A 17,941-nucleotide genomic window follows, 5' to 3' on the forward strand; every position below is an offset into this window, starting at 1 on the left:
ATCCGCATGCGCCGCGTCGTTATCACTGGTCTGGGCATCGTTTCGTGCCTGGGCAATGACAAAGAGACCGTCTCCGCTAACCTGCGTGCAAGCCGCCCTGGCATCCGGTTCAACCCGGAATATGCCGAAATGGGTCTGCGTAGCCAGGTTTCCGGCTCCATTGACCTTCCCCTCGAAGAGATGATCGATCGCAAGATCTTTCGCTTCGTCGGCCACGCGGCGGCTTACGCCTACCTGGCCATGAAAGACGCCATCGCCGACTCCGGTCTGACCGATGAGCAAGTCTCCAACCCGCGTACCGGCCTGATCGCCGGCTCCGGCGGCGCCTCCACGCTGAACCAGATGGAAGCGCTGGACATCCTGCGCGAGAAAGGCGTCAAGCGCGTCGGCCCATACCGCGTCACGCGGACCATGAGCAGCACCGTTTCCGCTTGCCTGGCCACACCGTTCAAGATCAAGGGCCTGAACTACTCCATCGCGTCTGCCTGCGCCACCAGTGCTCACTGCATCGGTACCGCCATGGAACAGATCCAGATGGGCAAGCAGGACATCGTGTTCGCCGGCGGCGGTGAAGAAGAACACTGGAGCCAATCGTTCCTGTTCGACGCCATGGGCGCACTGTCCAGCCAGTACAACGAAACCCCGGAAAAAGCTTCCCGTGCCTACGACGCCAAGCGTGACGGTTTCGTCATCGCCGGCGGTGGCGGTATGGTCGTGGTCGAAGAGCTGGAACACGCTCTGGCCCGCGGCGCGAAGATCTACGCGGAAATCGTTGGCTACGGCGCGACCTCCGACGGTTACGACATGGTCGCCCCAAGCGGCGAAGGCGCCATCCGCTGCATGCAGATGGCCATGTCCACCGTTGACGCTCCGATCGACTACCTGAACACCCACGGCACCTCGACTCCGGTCGGCGACGTCATGGAAATGAAAGGTGTGCGTGAAGTGTTCGGCGACAAGGCACCGGCCATCAGCTCCACCAAGAGCCTGTCGGGTCACTCCCTGGGCGCCGCCGGCGTTCACGAAGCGATCTACTGCATGCTGATGATGGAAGGCAACTTCATGGCGGGTTCCGCCAACATCGACGAACTGGACCCGGAAGTGGCTGACATGCCGATCCTGACCAAGACTCGCGAAAACGCCACCATCAACACCGTGATGAGCAACAGCTTCGGCTTCGGTGGCACTAACGCAACGCTGGTACTGAAGCGCTGGGCCGGTAAGTAATACCCCCGCCTACGCCGCACATAAAAACGCCCCGACTGGTTCGGGGCGTTTTTTTGTGCCTGAAAAAATGTGGAACACCGCAATCCCTCGAGGTTCCAACCGCGGTTTTCGTCGTCGCGAACATGAAGCTTTTGTCATGAAACTCAACGCCCTGCGACCGAATGTCGCGTGTTTAGCGGGCTGCAGGACTTTTACCAAACTGGCAAAAGTCCGTTACCAAACTCAGTCGTTTACTTAGCAGGCTAACCAAACATATAACGGAGTCCTGCACACGCCTTGCTGCAGATAACAGAGATTGGAGCTAGCAGATGACTGTAAAAGTAACTGAACGCGACGATTCACATAAGTCCCACGAAGGCGTAGCCGCCGGCATCCGGATCTGGGACGTGCACCAACAAGACATGCTCGTGGGGATGTTCCACTCCGAAACCGATGCCCACAGCTACAAGGCCGAACTGGAAAAACTGGAGCAGCAACGAGAGCTCCAATCCGCATAAGCAATGACAGCATTGAAAACGACAAACCCCGCCATGAGCGGGGTTTGTCGTTGTTGCAGTCTCTAACGGCTTACCACATCAGATCGTCCGGGATCTGATAGGCCGCGTACGGATCGTCTTCGACAGCGACTTCTTCGGTCTTCACGTTCATCTGCACGATACGCTGTGGATCGCGCTCCTGGATCTTCAGGGCCGCCTCACGCGGGATCACTTCATAACCGCCGGCGTGGTGCACGATGGCCAGCGAACCGCTGCTGAGCTTGTTGCGCATCAGCGTGTTGACGCAGAGGCGCTTGACCTTCTTGTCGTCGACGAAGTTGTAGTAGTCCTCGGTCGTCAGCTTCGGCAGACGCGAGACTTCGATCAACTGTTTGACCTGAGCCGCTCGAGCCTTGGCTTCGGCCTTCTCCTGTTGCTGACGGTTCAGCTCCTGATCGCGCTTGACCTTCTCGGCCATGGCTTCCTGAGCTGCCCGCTGCTGCGAGTCATCAAGTTCGATCTGACCTTTGTGGGCCAGACGCTGCTGTTTCTGCTTCTCTTTGCCGACCTGTTTGGCCTGCTTCTGGTTGACCAGCCCTGCTTTGAGCAACTGGTCGCGAAGGGAAATGCTCATGGTGCTTATTACTCACTTAGGCAACTGCTCAACCGCAGCTGGGCAAATTCTTTTCCTGACGTTTGGCTTCGCCCCACAAGGCGTCCAACTCTTCGAGGGTGCAATCTTCTATGGGACGGTGGGTGTCGCGCAATGCCTGTTCGATAAAACGGAAGCGTCTTTCGAACTTGCTGTTGGCGCCACGCAGTGCAGTTTCGGGATCGACCTTGAGATGACGCGCCAGATTGACCACGGAAAACAACAGGTCACCGACTTCATCGGCAATCGCTGCCGAGTCATTGTCGGCCATGGCCTCGAGCACTTCATCGAGCTCTTCGCGCACTTTGTCGAGCACCGGCAAGGCGTCAGGCCAGTCGAACCCGACCTGCCCTGCACGCTTCTGCAACTTCGCCGAACGGGACAATGCCGGCAGAGCTGCGGGCACGTCGTCGAGCAAGGACAGCTGTTCGGGCGCCGAAGATTTCTCCGCCCGTTCTTCAGCCTTGATCTCTTCCCAGCGCTGCTTGACCTGATCTTCACTCAGGCGCGGAACATCCAGAGGCGCATACAGTTCACCGGTAGGAAACACGTGAGGATGACGACGGATCAACTTGCGAGTGATGCTGTCGATGACACCGGCGAATTCGAAGCGCCCTTCTTCCCGTGCCAGCTGGCTGTAATAAACCACCTGAAACAGCAAATCCCCCAACTCACCCTGCAAGTGATCGAAGTCACCGCGCTCGATGGCGTCGGCGACTTCGTAGGCTTCCTCAAGGGTGTGCGGGACGATGGTTTCGTAGGTTTGCTTGATGTCCCACGGGCAGCCGAACTGCGGGTCGCGCAGACGGCTCATCAGGTGCAGCAAGTCTTCAAGTGAATACATTTATCAAACTCTGCAAGAACCTGTGGGAGCGAGCTTGCTCGCGATGACGTTGGCACATTCAACATCAATGTGCCCTGTAGGCAGCCATCGCGAGCAAGCTCGCTCCCACATAGGATCGGAGCTCATCATCACGGCGTCCGGTTACGGCGGGTTTCGATGATGTTTGGCAACTGGGAAATCCGCCCCAGCAACCGCCCCAGTGCATCCAGCCCCGGAATCTCGATGGTCAGGGACATCAACGCGGTGTTGTCCTCTTTGTTCGAGCGGGTGTTGACCGCCAGCACGTTGATCCGCTCGTTGAGCAGCACTTGCGAAACGTCACGCAGCAGACCGGAACGGTCGTAGGCGCGGATGATGATGTCCACCGGATAGGTGAGCACCGGCACCGGGCCCCAGCTGACCTGGATGATCCGCTCGGGCTCGCGCCCGCCCAGTTGCAGCACCGAGGCGCAGTCCTGACGGTGAATACTCACGCCGCGGCCCACGGTGATGTAACCGACGATCGCATCCCCCGGCAGCGGCTGGCAGCAGCCGGCCATCTGGGTCATCAGGTTGCCGACGCCCTGGATCTGGATGTCGCCGCGCTTGCCCGGTTTGTAACCCGTGGCCTTGCGCGGGATCAGTTCCAGCTGTTCGTTGCCGCGCTCCGGTTCGACCAGTTGCTGCGCCAGGTTCACCAGTTGTGCCAGACGCAAATCGCCTGCGCCCAACGCGGCGAACATGTCCTCGGCGGTTTTCATGTTGGCCTTCTCGGCCAGCTTGTCGAAATCTACCGCTGGCAGACCGAGGCGATTGAGTTCGCGCTCCAGCAAGGTTTTACCGGCGGCGACGTTCTGGTCGCGCGCCTGCAATTTGAACCAGTGAACGATCTTCGCCCGTGCCCGCGAGGTGGTGATGTAACCCAGGTTCGAGTTCAGCCAGTCGCGGCTCGGGGTGCCGTGCTTGCTGGTGATGATCTCGACCTGTTCACCGGTTTGCAGGCTGTAGTTGAGCGGAACGATGCGCCCGTTGATCTTCGCGCCACGGCAGTTGTGACCGATTTCGGTGTGCACGCGGTAGGCGAAGTCCAGCGGCGTCGAGCCTTTCGGCAAGTCGATAGCGTGACCGTCCGGAGTGAAGATGTAGACCCGGTCCGGCTCGATATCGACCCGCAGCTGATCCGCCAGGCCGCCGATGTCACCCAGTTCTTCATGCCACTCGAGGACCTGACGCAGCCAGGAAATTTTCTCTTCGTAGTGGTTGGAACCGGATTTGACGTCGGTGCCCTTGTAGCGCCAGTGCGCGCAAACGCCCAGCTCGGCTTCTTCGTGCATGGCGTGGGTGCGGATCTGCACTTCCAGCACCTTGCCCTCGGGGCCGATCACCGCGGTGTGCAGCGAGCGGTAGCCGTTCTCTTTCGGGTTGGCGATGTAGTCGTCGAATTCTTTCGGAATGTGCCGCCACAGGGTGTGGACGATACCGAGCGCGGTGTAGCAGTCGCGCATTTCCGGCACCAGCACGCGAACGGCGCGCACGTCGTAGATCTGGCTGAACTCCAGACCCTTGCGCTGCATTTTGCGCCAGATCGAATAGATGTGTTTGGCCCGGCCACTGATGTCGGCATCGACGCCGGTCGCGGTCAGCTCATTCTTCAGTTGGCTCATCACGTCAGCGATAAAGCGCTCGCGATCCAGACGTCGCTCATGCAGCAACTTGGCGATCTGCTTGTACTGATCGGGCTCCAGGTAACGGAAGGACAAGTCCTCCAGTTCCCACTTGATGTGACCGATACCGAGACGGTGAGCCAAAGGCGCGTAGATGTCGAAGACTTCACGGGCGACGCGGTTGCGTTTTTCGTCATCGGCGGTTTTCACCGCACGGATCGCGCAGGTGCGTTCGGCCAGTTTGATCAGCGCAACGCGAACGTCGTCGACCATGGCGACCAGCATCTTGCGCAGGTTCTCGACCTGGCCCTGCGTGCCCAGCACCAGGGATTGACGCGGGCTGAGGCTGGCGCTGATCGCCGCCATGCGCAACACGCCGTCGATGAGTTTGGCGACCACCGGACCGAAGCGCTGGCTGATCGCCGGCAATTCAATCTGGCCTTCGCGCACGCCGCGATACAGGATCGCGGCAACCAACGAATCCTGATCGAGTTTGAGGTCGGCGAGAATCTCGGCGATCTCAAGGCCCGTGCGGAAACTCGAAGTCCCTTCGGACCACAGGTTTTTCGCCGCATTGGCTTGTTGTTCAGACGCACGAGCAAACTCGCACGCTTCCTTCAAGGCTTCGCGATCCAGTGCCGGATCGACACTGACCGCGTGATCGAGCCAAGCCTCGAGATTGATACTGCCGTCGGTGTTGATCGGCTGGTGTGCTCTCACCTGTACCATCTTGCTTACCTTCCCTACGACGCAGATTCAATGCGTCAAATCGCTGACCTTCGTTGCCCGTGTGCCCACGTCAGGGCCGGTACGCGGCTGCACGGGCGGGCCAGTCGGACCAGACGAGCCGTCCTAGCTCGCTTCAAATAACGCCATGGCCTCGACATGTGCCGTCTGAGGAAACATATCGAGAATCCCGGCACGTTTTAACCGGTAGCCCTGCTTGATCAATTCGACCGTATCGCGCGCCAGCGTTGCCGGATTGCACGACACGTACACCAACCGTTTGGCGCCCAGGGACGCCAGCTTGCGCACGGCCTCGAAAGCACCGTCACGCGGTGGGTCCAAGAGTACCGCACAAAAGCCTTCGCGCGCCCATTCGGCATTGGTCAAAGGCTGGGATAAATCGGCCTGAAAAAACTTCGCATTATGAAGATTGTTGCTAGCGGCGTTTGCGGCTGCCCGCTCGACCATCGCCTGCACACCTTCCACCGCCACCACTTCGCGAACGACCTTGGCCAGCGGCAACGCAAAGTTACCCAAACCACAGAATAGATCGAGAACGCGTTCCTCCGCCGTCGGCTTCAGCCAGTCCAGCGCCTGGGCGATCATCGCTTCGTTGACCCCGGCGTTGACCTGGATGAAATCTCCGGGTCGGTACGCCAGGTTCAAATCCCACTGTTCAAGTCGATAACCCAACGACTGGTCAGCCTCGACCGGTTGCGGTTCGCCGTCACCGTGCAGCCACAATTGGGCTTCATGGAAAGCGCAGAAATCCTTGAGGATCGTCATGTCGGCGTCGGACAGCGGCGCCATGTGCCGCAACAACACCGCCAACGACGAACCGCTGAACAATTCCACATGCCCCAGCGCCTGAGGTTTGCTCAAGCGACGGAGCATTTCCGGCAAGCGGGTCATGATCGGTTGCAAGGGCTGTACCAGCACCGTGCATTCGTTGATCGCAACGATGTCCTGACTGCCAGCGGCGCGGAAACCGACTTCGAGTTTTTTCGCTTTCATGTCCCAGCGCACCGCCACTCGGGCGCGACGCCGGTAACCGAATTCCGGACCGCTCAACGGCGCTGCCCATTCTTCGGGTTCGACACCGGCGACCTTCGACAATTGCTCGGCGAGCATGCGCTGTTTCAGGGCGAGCTGTTCGTTGTGCGGCAGATGTTGCACGCTGCAACCGCCACAGCGACCGGCATGCGGGCACGGCGCCGGGCGACGCAGTTCGCTGGCCTGGAACACCCGTTCGGTGCGCGCCTCGACCACTTTGCCGTGGGCGCCCAACACACGTGCTTCGACTTCTTCACCGGCCAATGCGCCGATGACGAACCAGGTGCGACCTTCAAAAAACGCGATACCGCGACCGTCATTGGCCAGGCGCTCGATACTCAAGCGCTGCTTTTTGCCAGTCGGAATTTGCGGGGCCTTGCTGCCGCCGGTGGGCTGGAAGCGCAGGCCTCTCTCTTGCTTGGCCATCAGTTAGGCGCGTCGAAAATGCCGGTCGACAAGTAACGGTCGCCACGGTCGCAGATGATGGCGACGATCACCGCGTTTTCAACTTCTTTGGACAGACGCAGCATCGCTGCCACTGCACCGCCCGAGGACACGCCGCAGAAGATGCCTTCTTCGCGGGCCAGACGACGGGTCACGTCTTCGGCTTCGCTTTGCGCCATGTCGACGATCCGGTCCACGCGCTCGGCCTGGTAGATCTTCGGCAGGTATTCCTGCGGCCAGCGACGGATGCCCGGAATCGCCGAGCCTTCCATCGGTTGCAGGCCGATGATCTGCACGTTGTCGTTCTGCTCTTTCAAGTAGCGCGAGACGCCCATGATGGTACCGGTGGTGCCCATGGAGCTGACGAAATGGGTGATGGTGCCTTCGGTCTGGCGCCAGATTTCCGGGCCGGTGGTGGTGTAGTGCGCTTCGGGGTTGTCCCCGTTGGCGAACTGATCCAGCACCTTGCCGCGGCCTTCGGCTTCCATTCGCTGGGCGAGGTCGCGGGCGCCTTCCATGCCCTCTTCCTGAGTGACCAGAATCAGCTCGGCGCCATACGCCGTCATGGCGGCTTTACGTTCGGCGCTGGAGTTGTCCGGCATGATCAGGATCATCTTGTAACCCTTGATCGCGGCGGCCATCGCCAGAGCGATCCCGGTGTTACCCGAGGTCGCTTCGATCAGCGTATCGCCGACGTGGATCTGCCCGCGCAATTCAGCACGGGTAATCATCGACAGCGCCGGACGGTCCTTGACCGAACCCGCCGGGTTATTCCCTTCGAGCTTGAGCAAAAGGGTATTGCTGGTGGCGCCAGGCAGGCGCTGCAAACGGACCAGCGGAGTGTTGCCGACGCAATCGGCGATGGTTGGGTACTGCAAGGTCATGGCGTATTCGCAATCCAGACTGCGGGGGCGCCTATCATACCGGCAAACTTCGGCAGGCCATATCACGCAAAGTGCGGTGCTTATGGTTTATGGGAATAAGGGGCTGGATCAGTACTCTTCGCCTTGCGCGACATTCAATGCATAGAACTCATGCAACTTGGCCTGCAACAACTGTTTGTCCGGTAGCTGCACCTGATATTCAGCGATCAGCGCTGGAGACAGGCTGCGGTTAAGGGCGTATTCGACCACCTCGTCATCCTTGCTGGCACACAGCAACACACCAATGGCGGGATTTTCGTGGGGTTTGCGCTCCTTGCGATCCAGCGCTTCCAAATAGAAGTTCAGCTTGCCCAAATACTCCGGTTCAAAGCGACCGACCTTAAGTTCAATGGCCACCAGGCAGTTGAGCCCACGATGGAAGAACAGCAGATCCAGAGCGAAATCACGCCCGCCGACTTGCAGCGGGTGTTCAGAGCCAACAAAACAAAAGTCGCGACCCAGCTCGATCAGGAATTCCTTGAGGCGAGCCAGCAACCCTTTATGAAGATCGGTTTCGCCATGGCTGGAGGGCAAGTCGAGAAACTCGAGCATGTAGGCGTCGCGGAATATCTCCAGAGCTGCAGGGTGAGTTTGTTTCAGCACCGCTGAGACTTTTACTGGTTGGGTAACGCTGCGCTCGAATAGCGCAGCTTTGAGCTGGCGCTCCAACTCTCGCGTCGACCACTTTTCCTGGACGGCCAGACGCAGATAGAACTCCTGTTCTTGCGGGTGCTTACTCTGAGTCAGGATAAGCAGATTGTGGGTCCAGGGTAATTGTGTCAGCAGTGCTGACACTTTTTCATTGTCCCGATAAGCCTCGTAAAACTGGCGCATACGGAACAGATTGCGCCGGGTAAACCCACGCAACCCTGGTTGAGTCTGAGCCAGATGCTCGGCCAATTGACTGACCACAGAATCGCCCCACTCAGCCTGTTCCAGCTTGCGACTGATGTAAGCACCCACCTGCCAATACAGCTCGATCAACTGGGTATTCACCGCCTGCATCGCCTGCTGTTTGGCACTTTGAATCAGTGCAAGTACTTCATTGAAACGGTCGTCGGCTACGTTGCCGGGGACGCTGGATGCATTCATGCCGAACTCCTGGAGGACGAGGAAAAACGCGAGTCTATTCCGTCAAGTCAGGCTTAAGGTGTCGGCAGTACCCTTTAGGAAAGGTCGTACAAAATAACGGGAACGCTCCGGCAAAATCAAAATGGTGGTGTCAGTGACGACGCCATCGCGAGCAAGCTCGCTCCCACATGGGGATCGGGGTGATCACACCATTTGTGGCCGGCACACCTCCACTGTGGGAGCGAGCTTGCTCGCGATAGCGTCGTCATTGACACCACCATCATCAGCAACTAATCGAATATTCAGCCGCAACCCGGCCTCAGTGTTCTCAGCCCACAAACTCCCGCCCTGCCGCTGCACCGCATTCCTCGCAATGCTCAACCCCAACCCGAACCCGCCATCCCCCGGCCGCGAACCGTCGAGTCGAATGAACGGCGAGAAGATCCGCTCAAGATCTGCCTCAGCCACCCCGCCGCCCTCATCCTCCAGCCACACATGCCAGAAGTCGCCATCGCGCTGCCCACCAAGACGCACAACGCCGCCCTGCGGTGAATGACGAATGGCATTGCGCAGGATGTTTTCCAACGCCTGAGCCAACGTATTGAGATGGCCGCGCACCCAGCAGGACGAATCCACCGCACACTGCAATTGGCTCGCCGGCCAGCCACTTTCATAGCAGGCATTTTCCGTAAGCATTTCCCACAACGCTTGAATCTGGATCGATTCGTCGGGCAGCGGCGCGCGCTCGGTGTCGAGCCAGGCCAGTTGCAGGGTGTCTTCCACCAGACGCTGCATGCCATCGACCTCTCGACCAATGCGCTCGCGCAATTGCGTCAACCCTTGCTCGCTTTCGCTGGCCACCCGCAGACGACTCAGTGGCGTACGCAATTCGTGGGACAGGTCGCGCAGCAGTTGTTGTTGCAGGGCCACCGTGCTTTGCAGGCGCTCGGACATGTGATCGAAGGCCCGGCCCAGTTCACCCAGCTCATCCGGGCGATTGGTGATGCGGCTCGACAACCGTACGTTCAACTGGTCGGCACGCCAGGCATTGGCCTGTTCGCGCAGACTGTTCAAAGGCACGACCAGCAACCGATACAGACCAATGCACAGCAGCAAGGTGAACAGTCCGGGAATCACTCCATTGGTGATCACCCGCCAGAACACCCGGTATTGCCCGGGCACAAAACGCCGGGGCAGTTCGATCACCAGGCTGCCAGCGGACGGATCGTTGGGAAAAGGCACCCTCAACCACGGCAGGCCTTGGGTATGGCGACTCGTCGGCCAATCCAGGCCACGTAAAAAAGTCAGGCGCTGGGTTTCTTTTTCCGTCAGCGGATAACTGCTCAATGACTGCAAATCGCCGCCAATCACACCGACCCATGTCGACTCGCGATGGCCGACGCCCTGCAACCAGGCATCGACGCCTGCACTCTGGCGCAGATTCCACGCCTGCTCGGCCTCGGCGGCGTAGCGCATCAGCGTGCCCCGAGCCTCATCGGACAGGAACAGGTTTTTCTTTTCCATGTAGCGGCCCCAGGACCAACTGAGCCAGATCATCAGCAGACAGAACGCCACCAACAAACACGCCAGTTTCCAGAACAGCGAATGCCTGCCCGGCAGGTCAGTCCACTTCATCGACAGCACTCAACACGTAACCCTTGCCCCACACCGTGCGCACTTCGCGCTCGAGGTAACCGACGGCCTTGAGCTTGCGACGGATCTGGCTGATGTGCATGTCGAGGCTGCGGTCATGGGGCGCATAACCGCGCTGCAATACATGCTGATAAAGGAAGGCTTTGCTCAGGACTTCATCGCCATTGCGATTCAGCGTTTCCAGCAACCGGTACTCGCTGCGGGTCAGGTCGGCAGCGTGTTTGCCATAAAAGACATCACAGCATTCATCGTCAAAACGCAGGCTGTCCGCCGAAGGGGCAATCGGTGCCGGCGCTGGCCGGCGGTCAAGCGCGACACGCCGCAGGATCGCTTCGATGCGCACCCGCAACTCGACCATGCTGAAGGGTTTGGGCAGGTAATCATCAGCGCCCAGCCGAAAACCACTGATGCGATCCGCCTCGGCACCGAGCGCCGACATCAGCACCACCGGGGTGGAATGGCTCTGGCGCAACTGCGTCAGTACATTCAGCCCGTCCAGGCCCGGCAGCAGAATATCCATCAGCACCACATCGAAGGCTTGCTGGCGGGCGATGCTCAAGCCTTCCAGACCGTTCTGGCACCAGGTCACCTGAAAACCGCAACGTCCCAGGTGCTCATGGACATAAGCACCGAGTACGAGGTCGTCTTCTATAGACAGGATACGAGGATGGCCAGCAGTGATGGGAGTCATGACTATCTGCAAATAATTCTCAGTTGGCGATTATTCAAGATTGCCTCGCTGCGGGCAACACAAGGTTTGCCCGTGAGGTAAAAGTGGCGATCCAGCCGACGAATGCCGACATCAATTTTACGAGGATTGCCCGCCTGCAAATCGCTACACTGCGCAGGTGGCGCGTGCTGGACGTACGTGCAGGTCATTAAATCGCTGGATGCAGGAGAGATGCGTGCTCAAGAAACTGGGAATTAAAGGCCGCGTGCTATTGCTGACCCTGTTGCCGACCAGCCTGATGGCCTTGGTTCTGGGCGGCTATTTCACCTGGATGCAGCAATCCGACCTGCAAACCCAGCTCATGCAGCGTGGCGAGATGATCGCCGAACAACTGGCGCCCCTGGTGGCCCCGGCCATGGGCCACAAGAACACCGAGCTTTTGGAACGCATTGCCACCCAATCGCTGGAACAAGCGGACGTGCGCGCCGTATCGTTCCTCGCGCCCGACCGCTCCCTGCTGGCCCATGCCGGCCCGACCATGCTCAATCAGGCGCCGATCGGCAACAGTTCGCAGATGCTGCGCCGTAGCGGCAATGACGCGACGCGTTACTTGCTGCCGGTGTTCGGCAAGCACCGCAATCTGGCCGGCGAATTGATTCCCGACGAAGCCGACCGCCTGCTGGGCTGGGTCGAGCTTGAACTGTCCCACAACGGCATGCTGCTGCGCGGTTACCGCAGCCTGTTCGCCAGCCTGTTGCTGATCGGCGCAGGCCTGGCCGGTGCGGCGTTGCTGGCGTTGCGCATGGGTCGGAGCATCAATCGGCCGCTGAGCCAGATCAAGCAAGCGGTGGCGCAACTCAAGGACGGACATCTGGAAACCCGCCTGCCGCCCCTCGGCAGCCAGGAGCTGGACACACTGGCGTCCGGCATCAACCGCATGGCCGGCACCCTGCAGAACGCGCAGGAAGAATTGCAGCACAGCATCGACCAGGCCACCGAAGACGTGCGCCAGAACCTGGAAACCATCGAGATCCAGAACATCGAACTGGACCTGGCGCGCAAGGAAGCCCTAGAAGCCAGCCGGATCAAATCCGAGTTCCTGGCCAACATGAGCCATGAAATCCGCACGCCACTCAACGGCATTCTCGGCTTCACGCATCTGCTGCAAAAAAGCGAGCTGACCCCACGCCAGCTCGACTATCTGGGCACCATCGAAAAATCCGCCGACAGCCTGCTGGGGATCATCAACGAGATTCTCGACTTCTCGAAAATCGAGGCCGGCAAACTGGTGCTCGACAATATTCCGTTCAACTTGCGCGACCTGCTCCAGGACACGCTGACCATTCTTGCCCCGGCCGCCCACGCCAAGCAGCTGGAGCTGGTGAGCCTGGTTTATCGCGATACCCCGCTGTCGTTAGTGGGTGACCCGCTACGGCTCAAGCAGATCCTCACCAACCTGGTCAGCAATGCGATCAAGTTCACCCGCGAAGGCACCATCGTCGCCAGGGCCATGCTCGAGGAAGAGCACGAAGACAGCGTGCAACTGCGCATCAGCATTCAGGACACCGGCATCGGGCTGTCGAACCAGGACGTGCGCGCCTTGTTCCAGGCTTTCAGCCAGGCCGACAATTCGCTGTCCCGGCAACCGGGCGGCACCGGTCTGGGGTTGGTGATTTCCAAGCGTCTGATCGAACAGATGGGCGGCGAGATTGGCGTCGACAGTACGCCCGGCGAAGGCTCGGAATTCTGGATCAGCCTGAGCCTGCCCAAAACCCGCGACGACGCCGAAGACCTGCCCGGCCCACCGTTGCTCGGGCGTCGGGTGGCAGTGCTGGAAAACCACGAACTGGCCCGTCAGGCATTGCAGCATCAGCTGGAAGACTGCGGACTCGCGGTCACCCCGTTCAATACGCTGGAAAGCCTGACCAATGGCGTGACCGGCGCGCATCAGACCGATCAGGCGATCGACCTGGCGGTGCTCGGCATCACCAGCAACGACATGCCGCCGGAGCGCCTAAACCAGCACATCTGGGACCTCGAACACCTGGGCTGCAAGGTGCTGGTGTTGTGCCCGACCACCGAACAGACGCTGTTCCACCTCTCGGTGCCCAACCCGCACAGCCAGCTCCAGGCCAAACCGGCCTGCACCCGCAAGCTGCGGCGGGCCTTGTCCGATTTGGTCAACCCGCGTCAGCAACGCAGCGAACCCGGCGAACCGGTGTCCAGCCGTGCGCCAAAAGTGCTTTGCGTCGACGACAACCCGGCCAACCTGCTGCTGGTGCAAACCCTGCTCGAAGACATGGGCGCCAAAGTCCTCGCAGTGGAAAGCGGTTACGCAGCGGTCAAGGCCGTGCAGACCGAAACCTTCGACCTGGTGCTGATGGACGTTCAGATGCCCGGCATGGACGGGCGGCAAAGCACTGAAGCGATTCGCCAGTGGGAAAGTGAACGGCATTGCACGCCGCTGCCGATCGTTGCCCTCACCGCTCACGCCATGGCCAACGAAAAGCGTGCGCTGCTGCAAAGCGGCATGGACGATTACCTGACCAAACCGATCAGCGAACGGCAACTGGCCCAAGTGGTGCTGAAATGGACCGGCCTGGCGCTGCGCAATCATGGGCCGGAGCGCTCCAGCGACAGCCACGGTGGTGGCCATGAGTTGCAGGTGCTCGATCACGAAGAAGGTTTGCGCCTGGCCGCTGGCAAGGCTGATCTGGCGGCGGACATGCTGGCAATGCTGCTGGCGTCGCTGGAAGCCGACCGCGAAGCGATTCGCTTCGCCCGGGAAAACAACGACCAGAACGCCCTGATCGAGCGCGTCCATCGCCTGCACGGCGCGACCCGCTATTGCGGCGTCCCGCAACTGCGCGCTGCCTGCCAGCGCAGCGAAACCCTGCTCAAGCAACAGGACCCCAAAGCCCCCGGCGCACTGGAAGACCTCGACCGGGCCATCAACCGCCTGGCGGCCCATGCCCGTATAAATGCTTGATGTACATTCCAGGAGGACCGCATGCGTACGATTCTTTTCAGCAGCCAGACCTACGACCGCGACAGTTTCCTCAGTGCCGAGCTACCGGCCGGCATTGAACTGCACTTTCAATCGGCGCGACTGAGCCTTGATACGGTGGCGCTGGCAGAGCATCACGAAGTGGTCTGTGCCTTCATTAATGATGACCTGAGCGCGCCGGTGCTCGAACGCTTGGCCGCCGGCGGCACACGCCTGATCGCCCTGCGCTCGGCCGGTTACAACCATGTCGATCTGGCGGTGGCGAAGCGCCTGGGGCTGGCGATTGTGCGAGTCCCCGCCTACTCGCCCCACGCGGTGGCGGAACATGCGGTGGCGCTGATCCTGGCGCTCAACCGACACCTGCACCGCGCCTACAACCGCACGCGCGAAGGGGATTTCAGCCTGCACGGGCTGACCGGCTTCGACCTCGTGGGCAAGACCGTTGGCGTGGTCGGCACCGGGCAGATCGGCGCGACCTTCGCGAAAATCATGAACGGCTTTGGCTGCCAATTGCTGGCGTACGACCCCTTCCCCAACCCGCAAGTCGAAGCCCTCGGGGCCCGCTACCTAAGCCTCCGGGAACTGCTGGCCGAGTCGCAGATCATCAGCCTGCACTGCCCGCTCAACCAACAAAGCAAACACTTGATCAATCGCGAGTCACTGGCGCACATGCAAGCGGGTGCGATGCTGATCAACACCGGCCGCGGTGGTCTGGTGGACACGCCGGCGCTGATCGACGCGTTGAAGGACGGTCAACTGGGTTATCTGGGGCTGGATGTGTATGAAGAGGAGGCGCAGCTGTTCTTCGAGGACCGTTCCGACCTGCCGCTGCAGGACGATGTGCTGGCGCGGTTGCTGACCTTTCCGAACGTGATCGTCACCGCTCACCAGGCCTTCCTGACCCGCGAAGCCTTGGGCGCGATTGCAGCGACCACCCTGCAGAACATCGCCGCCTGGGCGGCAGGCGCGCCAGTGAATCTGGTAAAGGGTGACTGAACCAGATCGAAGGTCATACGCCCGCGCCATGCTGCGCTGATGTCCGTGCTAGCATGCCGCGCATATTTGGAGGACCCATGGTCGAACACGATTTCCGCTATAGCCTGATGAACCCGCAACACACCCTCACCGAGTGCCGCGCCCTTGTGCCGGGGCGTTATCAAGTCACCGGCAACGGCGGCTCGATTCGTAACAACGACGTGCTGGTCGTGACCCTCAAAGGCGCCAAGGACTTGTCCATGCGCCTGACCGTCGAAACGGTTCGCCACTTGATCAATCCGCCAGGCCAATGGGTCGCGGTAGCCAGTGGTCCGGTGTTCGGTGAACTGGCGATCCACACCTGGAAAGTGAACTGCGACAGCTGCGCCAAAGAGCTGAATTTCGAGTTCGCGGTAGACGCCAAGCTGGGCAACAAGGCTGAAAAGCCGGCTGCCACCGCACGGATCACCGAACTGGGCTGGACCACGGTTGGCGAGAAGCACCTGTGCCCGAAATGCCAGGAGCCCGCGTGATGAAACGCCTCGCTCTGACCGCGATGGTTGGCGCCAGCCTGCTGGGCTGCGCCGCCGAACCGGTGCAACTTGAACACAATCGCAGCTACATTCTGGAGTGGATTGGCGAACGTCCGTTGATGGATTACAGCCACCTGACCGTCACCCTCGGTGAAGACGGTCGGGCCTACGGCAACGGCGGCTGCAACCACTGGTTCGCGCCGTACACCCTGGAAGGCGACAAGCTGAGCTTCGGCAAGGTTGGCAGCACCCGCAAACTGTGTGCGCCGGCGTTGATGGAGCAGGAAAAGCGTTTCCTCCAGGCGTTGGAAAACGTTCAGCGCTGGGACATCTCGCCGATCGACCAGATGCGTTTCTGGCCGGCAGAAGGCAAGCCGCTGCGTTGGTGGCTTGAAGAGGGTTGATCACCGGCCCCGAAAAGATCGCAGCCTCGCCAAGGCTCGACAGCTCCTACATAGATTGCCGAACACCCTGTAGGAGCTGTCGAGCCTTGGCGAGGCTGCGATCTTTTGCTTTTAGTTCTTCGCCTGCAACGCCTCAAGCTTCGCCATCACCCCCGCCGCCGTCTGCTCTCCCATCAGCTGCTCCCTTACCTTGCCCTTGTTATCGATGATGTAAGTCACCGGCAACGCCTCACTGCGCGGCAACTCAAAAAGATCGGCCGGATCAGAAGCCAGCACGGTGAACTTGATGCCCAGCTTCTCGCTGGCGCTTTTCAGCTCTTCACCCTGCACATTGTCGAAGTTGACCCCGAACACACCAATTTTCTTGTCCTTAAGCTGATCGGCCAATGTGTTCAATTCCGGGATCTCGGTCCGGCAAGGCCCGCACCATTCAGCCCAGTAATTGAGCACCAGCCATTGTTTGTCCAGACGTTCGGCGGCGACTTTCTGGCCGCTCTGGTCGATGCCATAGTCGTTACCGCAGCCCCCCAGCAATAACGTACCGATGATCGCCAATGCCGCTGCCAGTCGCCTAGTCATGTCGTATTCCTTGTTCAAAATTGAATGCGCCTGCAACCCATCGCCTCCCAAGGTTCTGGATTACGCGCTGCACAGTTAGAATAGCCGTCACCTTACGCAAGATGCGAACCGCACATGACCGATCTGACGCTTTATCACAACCCGCGCTGTTCGAAATCCCGCGGTGCGCTCGAACTGCTCGAAGCCCGTGGCCTGACCCCGACGGTGGTCCGCTACCTGGACACCCCGCTGGACGCCGCGCAAATCCAGAGCCTGCTGACCAAGCTCGGCATCAGCGCCCGGCAACTGCTGCGCACCGGTGAGGACGAGTACAAAACCCTCAACCTGGCCGACAACAGCCTGAGCGAGGCGCAATTGATCGCCGCCATCGCCGCCAACCCGAAACTCATGGAGCGACCGATTCTCGAAGTCGGCGACAAAGCCGTCATCGGCCGACCGCCGGAGAATGTGCTGGAGTTGCTGCCGTGAGTGCGCCGTACATTCTGGTTCTGTATTACAGCCGCAGCGGCTCGACCAATGAAATGGCCCGGCAGATTGCCCGGGGCGTCGAGCAGTCCGGGATGGAAGCGCGCCTGCGCACGGTGCCGCCGATTTCCACCGAGTGCGAAGCCGTGTCACCCGATATTCCGGACGAAGGTGCGCTGTACGCCAGCCTCGACGATTTGAAGAACTGCGCGGGCCTGGCCATGGGCAGCCCAACCCGGTTCGGCAACATGGCGGCGCCGCTCAAGTACTTCCTCGACGGCACCAGCAACCTGTGGCTGACCGGCGCGCTGGTGGGCAAGCCGGCTGGCGTTTTCACCTCCACCGCGAGCCTGCACGGCGGCCAGGAAACCACGCTGCTGTCGATGATGTTGCCGTTGCTGCACCACGGCATGCTGATCACCGGCCTGCCTTATAGCGAGTCGGCCCTGCTGGAAACCCGTGGCGGCGGCACGCCTTACGGCGCCAGCCATCACGCTGGGGCCGATGGCAAAAGCGGCTTGAATGAACATGAAGTCGCGCTGTGCCGGGCCTTGGGCCTGCGCTTGGCAAAGACTGCACAGAAACTGGGGAACTGA

The 17,941-nt window shown here is 60.3% G+C and carries 17 protein-coding genes; 8 read left to right on the forward strand and 9 right to left on the reverse strand.

The window, feature by feature from the left end; translation table 11 throughout:
- Positions 1 to 6: 6 nt before the first annotated feature.
- Entirely contained in the window at positions 7 to 1,227 is a 1,221-nt protein-coding gene (gene fabB, locus ACMXYJ_RS26040; RefSeq protein WP_415757480.1) for a beta-ketoacyl-ACP synthase I, read from the forward strand.
- A 308-nt stretch (positions 1,228 to 1,535) separates the two neighbouring features.
- Positions 1,536 to 1,724, forward strand: a complete 189-nt coding sequence (locus ACMXYJ_RS26045) for a hypothetical protein (protein ID WP_095132420.1) — start codon at positions 1,536 to 1,538, stop codon at positions 1,722 to 1,724.
- A gap of 70 nt (positions 1,725 to 1,794) precedes the next feature.
- On the opposite strand, the gene ACMXYJ_RS26050 is transcribed toward ACMXYJ_RS26045, so the two are convergent.
- The 8 genes from ACMXYJ_RS26050 to ACMXYJ_RS26085 all read right to left on the reverse strand — a co-directional run bounded on the left by ACMXYJ_RS26050 (position 1,795) and on the right by ACMXYJ_RS26085 (position 11,403).
- Positions 1,795 to 2,337: a DUF2058 domain-containing protein gene (locus ACMXYJ_RS26050; RefSeq protein WP_415757481.1), complete on the reverse strand. Its 543-nt coding sequence runs from the start codon at positions 2,335 to 2,337 to the stop codon at positions 1,795 to 1,797.
- 28 nt (positions 2,338 to 2,365) lie between these two features.
- Positions 2,366 to 3,199, reverse strand: coding sequence for a nucleoside triphosphate pyrophosphohydrolase (mazG, locus tag ACMXYJ_RS26055; RefSeq protein ID WP_415757482.1), 834 nt, complete (start codon positions 3,197 to 3,199; stop codon positions 2,366 to 2,368).
- 128 nt (positions 3,200 to 3,327) lie between these two features.
- Positions 3,328 to 5,571: a GTP diphosphokinase gene (relA, locus tag ACMXYJ_RS26060; RefSeq protein ID WP_415757483.1), complete on the reverse strand. Its 2,244-nt coding sequence runs from the start codon at positions 5,569 to 5,571 to the stop codon at positions 3,328 to 3,330.
- 123 nt (positions 5,572 to 5,694) lie between these two features.
- Positions 5,695 to 7,047, reverse strand: coding sequence for a 23S rRNA (uracil(1939)-C(5))-methyltransferase RlmD (rlmD, locus tag ACMXYJ_RS26065; protein ID WP_415757484.1), 1,353 nt, complete (start codon positions 7,045 to 7,047; stop codon positions 5,695 to 5,697).
- Positions 7,047 to 7,949, reverse strand: coding sequence for a cysteine synthase CysM (gene cysM / locus ACMXYJ_RS26070; RefSeq protein ID WP_415757485.1), 903 nt, complete (start codon positions 7,947 to 7,949; stop codon positions 7,047 to 7,049). Before cysM ends, rlmD begins: the two co-directional genes overlap by 1 nt.
- Positions 7,950 to 8,057: 108 nt before the next feature.
- A complete protein-coding gene (locus ACMXYJ_RS26075) occupies positions 8,058 to 9,080 on the reverse strand; it encodes a PDDEXK nuclease domain-containing protein (protein WP_415757486.1) in 1,023 nt (340 codons plus the stop codon).
- A gap of 183 nt (positions 9,081 to 9,263) precedes the next feature.
- Complete coding sequence (locus ACMXYJ_RS26080; RefSeq protein WP_415757488.1) at positions 9,264 to 10,694, reverse strand: histidine kinase sensor domain-containing protein; 1,431 nt, start codon at positions 10,692 to 10,694, stop codon at positions 9,264 to 9,266.
- Positions 10,681 to 11,403: a response regulator transcription factor gene (locus ACMXYJ_RS26085; protein ID WP_415757489.1), complete on the reverse strand. Its 723-nt coding sequence runs from the start codon at positions 11,401 to 11,403 to the stop codon at positions 10,681 to 10,683. Before ACMXYJ_RS26085 ends, ACMXYJ_RS26080 begins: the two co-directional genes overlap by 14 nt.
- 214 nt (positions 11,404 to 11,617) lie before the next feature.
- Here ACMXYJ_RS26085 and ACMXYJ_RS26090 point away from each other — a divergent pair, with 214 nt between their 5' ends.
- From ACMXYJ_RS26090 to ACMXYJ_RS26105, 4 genes are all read left to right on the forward strand, one after another.
- Positions 11,618 to 14,371, forward strand: coding sequence for a response regulator (locus ACMXYJ_RS26090; RefSeq protein WP_415757490.1), 2,754 nt, complete (start codon positions 11,618 to 11,620; stop codon positions 14,369 to 14,371).
- 21 nt (positions 14,372 to 14,392) lie between these two features.
- Complete coding sequence (locus tag ACMXYJ_RS26095) at positions 14,393 to 15,385, forward strand: 2-hydroxyacid dehydrogenase (protein WP_415757491.1); 993 nt, start codon at positions 14,393 to 14,395, stop codon at positions 15,383 to 15,385.
- A gap of 77 nt (positions 15,386 to 15,462) precedes the next feature.
- Positions 15,463 to 15,897, forward strand: a complete 435-nt coding sequence (locus ACMXYJ_RS26100; RefSeq protein ID WP_415757492.1) for a hypothetical protein — start codon at positions 15,463 to 15,465, stop codon at positions 15,895 to 15,897.
- Positions 15,897 to 16,301 carry an META domain-containing protein gene (locus tag ACMXYJ_RS26105; RefSeq protein WP_046046491.1) on the forward strand — a complete coding sequence of 135 codons (405 nt, stop codon included), beginning with the start codon at positions 15,897 to 15,899 and terminating at the stop codon, positions 16,299 to 16,301. Before ACMXYJ_RS26100 ends, ACMXYJ_RS26105 begins: the two co-directional genes overlap by 1 nt.
- 111 nt (positions 16,302 to 16,412) lie before the next feature.
- On the opposite strand, the gene ACMXYJ_RS26110 is transcribed toward ACMXYJ_RS26105, so the two are convergent.
- The gene (locus ACMXYJ_RS26110; RefSeq protein ID WP_415757493.1) at positions 16,413 to 16,880 is read right to left on the reverse strand and encodes a TlpA disulfide reductase family protein; all 468 of its coding nucleotides are present in this window, start codon (positions 16,878 to 16,880) and stop codon (positions 16,413 to 16,415) included.
- Positions 16,881 to 16,994: 114 nt separating this feature from the next.
- On the opposite strand from ACMXYJ_RS26110, the gene arsC reads away from it, so the two are divergent.
- On the forward strand, positions 16,995 to 17,348 hold the full coding sequence (gene arsC, locus ACMXYJ_RS26115; protein WP_415757494.1) for an arsenate reductase (glutaredoxin): 354 nt from the start codon (positions 16,995 to 16,997) through the stop codon (positions 17,346 to 17,348).
- Positions 17,345 to 17,941 (forward strand): NAD(P)H:quinone oxidoreductase, encoded by a 597-nt coding sequence (gene wrbA / locus ACMXYJ_RS26120; protein ID WP_046046494.1) that lies wholly within the window; start codon positions 17,345 to 17,347, stop codon positions 17,939 to 17,941. The genes arsC and wrbA overlap by 4 nt, the downstream gene beginning before the upstream one ends.

It is taken from the genome of Pseudomonas arabinosi, assembly GCF_047758675.1.
Lineage (GTDB): Bacteria > Pseudomonadota > Gammaproteobacteria > Pseudomonadales > Pseudomonadaceae > Aquipseudomonas > Aquipseudomonas arabinosi.

Excerpts from the sequence above, each read along its gene's own strand:
- fabB (WP_415757480.1), top strand. The coding sequence starts at position 7 with ATGCGCCGCGTCGTTATCACTGGTCTGGGCATCGTTTCGTGCCTGGGC.
- ACMXYJ_RS26045 (WP_095132420.1), top strand. The coding sequence starts at position 1,536 with ATGACTGTAAAAGTAACTGAACGCGACGATTCACATAAGTCCCACGAA.
- ACMXYJ_RS26050 (WP_415757481.1), bottom strand. The coding sequence starts at position 2,337 with ATGAGCATTTCCCTTCGCGACCAGTTGCTCAAAGCAGGGCTGGTCAAC.
- mazG (WP_415757482.1), bottom strand. The coding sequence starts at position 3,199 with ATGTATTCACTTGAAGACTTGCTGCACCTGATGAGCCGTCTGCGCGAC.
- relA (WP_415757483.1), bottom strand. The coding sequence starts at position 5,571 with ATGGTACAGGTGAGAGCACACCAGCCGATCAACACCGACGGCAGTATC.
- rlmD (WP_415757484.1), bottom strand. The coding sequence starts at position 7,047 with ATGGCCAAGCAAGAGAGAGGCCTGCGCTTCCAGCCCACCGGCGGCAGC.
- cysM (WP_415757485.1), bottom strand. The coding sequence starts at position 7,949 with ATGACCTTGCAGTACCCAACCATCGCCGATTGCGTCGGCAACACTCCG.
- ACMXYJ_RS26075 (WP_415757486.1), bottom strand. The coding sequence starts at position 9,080 with ATGAATGCATCCAGCGTCCCCGGCAACGTAGCCGACGACCGTTTCAAT.
- ACMXYJ_RS26080 (WP_415757488.1), bottom strand. The coding sequence starts at position 10,694 with ATGAAGTGGACTGACCTGCCGGGCAGGCATTCGCTGTTCTGGAAACTG.
- ACMXYJ_RS26085 (WP_415757489.1), bottom strand. The coding sequence starts at position 11,403 with ATGACTCCCATCACTGCTGGCCATCCTCGTATCCTGTCTATAGAAGAC.
- ACMXYJ_RS26095 (WP_415757491.1), top strand. The coding sequence starts at position 14,393 with ATGCGTACGATTCTTTTCAGCAGCCAGACCTACGACCGCGACAGTTTC.
- ACMXYJ_RS26100 (WP_415757492.1), top strand. The coding sequence starts at position 15,463 with ATGGTCGAACACGATTTCCGCTATAGCCTGATGAACCCGCAACACACC.
- ACMXYJ_RS26105 (WP_046046491.1), top strand. The coding sequence starts at position 15,897 with ATGAAACGCCTCGCTCTGACCGCGATGGTTGGCGCCAGCCTGCTGGGC.
- ACMXYJ_RS26110 (WP_415757493.1), bottom strand. The coding sequence starts at position 16,880 with ATGACTAGGCGACTGGCAGCGGCATTGGCGATCATCGGTACGTTATTG.
- arsC (WP_415757494.1), top strand. The coding sequence starts at position 16,995 with ATGACCGATCTGACGCTTTATCACAACCCGCGCTGTTCGAAATCCCGC.